The following is a 363-nucleotide window of genomic DNA, read 5'->3' as shown; positions in this document are numbered from 1 at the left end:
CATTGGTAATTGCGGATGATGGTGGCGTAGTTCCTGAAGAAGGGTGTAGTCCTTTAATAAATTCGGCAAACATGGCAGGTAAGATTGCTGTAATTCGCAGAGGCAGTTGCAATTTTACTGCTAAAATTCAAAATGCGCAAGATGCAGGCGCCATCGCAGTTATTGTGGCAAATCACAACAATCCAGATAGTGACCCAAATTATGTGCCTTATGTTAATATGTATGGTGTAACCGATCCCGAGTTTACAATACCTTCCATATTTATTAATTTTGACGATGGCGAAACCATTATCAATGCTATTAGAAGAAGGGAAAGAATAACAGCCACTATTGTGGATAATGGCCCATTTTTTAAGGACTCTA

General features: G+C 39.4%; 1 protein-coding gene. It reads left to right on the top strand.

Going from position 1 to position 363, the window contains the following annotated elements:
• Window positions 1-363 (top strand): PA domain-containing protein (locus H4O21_RS28460; RefSeq protein WP_502243755.1); only part of this gene is annotated, 363 nt, incomplete at both ends.

This window comes from Oceanospirillum sediminis (genome assembly GCF_014164585.1).
Taxonomy (GTDB): Bacteria; Pseudomonadota; Gammaproteobacteria; order Pseudomonadales; family Halomonadaceae; genus Oceanospirillum; species Oceanospirillum sediminis.
Note: the sequence above shows the minus strand (reverse complement) of the source record. Positions and strands in the feature narration are given on the sequence as shown.